The organism is Arthrobacter sp. Y3223164 (genome assembly GCF_059091005.1).
The window spans coordinates 1-1087 of sequence record NZ_JBNHGF010000630.1 but is presented as its reverse complement, the minus strand read 5'-3'; the positions used below and the strand labels follow the sequence as shown (position 1 = coordinate 1087).

General features: G+C 69.3%; 1 protein-coding gene. It reads left to right on the top strand.

Going from position 1 to position 1087, the window contains the following annotated elements:
* Positions 1-272 precede the first annotated feature (272 nt).
* On the top strand, positions 273-923 hold the full coding sequence (locus tag AC5RUJ_RS16995) for an ArsR/SmtB family transcription factor (protein ID WP_494128340.1): 651 nt from the start codon (positions 273-275) through the stop codon (positions 921-923).
* The last annotated feature ends 164 nt before the right edge of the window (positions 924-1087 follow it).

Below are 1087 nucleotides of genomic sequence, written 5' to 3'. Positions count from 1 at the left end.
AGGCGGTCGGCGATCAGCCCGCGCGGCACCGTTGCGGCGGATTCAGGCACGGCCGCCCCGCCTCCGCAGCGCTGTGCCGTGGAACCCAGCTGGCGCGTTCCCCATGGTCTTAGTTCTAGCCGCGAACAGGGGTGGGCGCAATGCCCCGGCGCTCCCCGAACGGGCGCGCCGGAACCTCGCCTACAGACCGTCGGTCGGCACGACAAATCGCAAAGGAAGCATTGCAAAGAAATGCTTGCAAAGCTTTGTTTGCACCGCTACGCATGGTGCCCATGGAGCAGCAGAGAGAGCAGGAAAGCGACCCCGGACGCGGCGGCTACGGCGACGAACGCCACGTAGACGTGGTCGCGCTGAAGGCCCTCGCGCATCCGCTCCGGGTGCAGCTGCTCAACGCGCTGTCCCAGTACGGCCCGCAAACAGCCAGCAGGCTGGCGGAACGGCTGGGGGAGTCCAGCGGCGCCACCAGCTATCACCTGCGCCAGCTGGCCAGGCACGATTTCGTCCGGGAGGTCGAAGGCCGCGGCACGGCCCGCGAACGCTGGTGGCGACGCACTCCCGGCAGCCTGACCATCAGCGCCGGCGATCTGTCCGGCACTCCGGCCACCCGGGAGGCGGCCCGCCTGGTCACCCGTGAATTCGAGCGCAGCCGCGCCGACCTGCTGGCCGACTTCATGACCCGCGGCGCCGACCTGTTGCCGCAGGAATGGCTGGAGGCGTCGGTGGCCAGCACCATCAACGTCCGCCTGACCCGTGAACAGCTGGCTGACATCGCCGAACAGGCAGCCGCCTTTGTGCGGAAACTGGCCGAACCCTACCTGGAGCAAAATGCCGAGGGCGCGGAGGACGTCCGCCCGGTTCAGCTCCACGTCAATGCCTTTCCCATCATCGACTCCCGGTCGGACCGGCCGGCACATCACCTGTGAGAGCCCATCATGACAACTGTCCCCACCCAGCCGTACCGCCCGCCGTCGTCAGCCCTCGCCGGCATCCGGACACCGGTCTTGGAGTCGCTGCTGATCCGCGCCGGACGCGCACTGGTGCGGGCCGGGGAGCGGCGGGCGCGGCTGAAAGCGCAGCGCCTGCGGCC

What these genes read in the sequence shown, in the direction of transcription:
- AC5RUJ_RS16995 (WP_494128340.1), top strand. Translation starts at nt 273, where the DNA reads ATGGAGCAGCAGAGAGAGCAGGAAAGCGACCCCGGACGCGGCGGCTAC.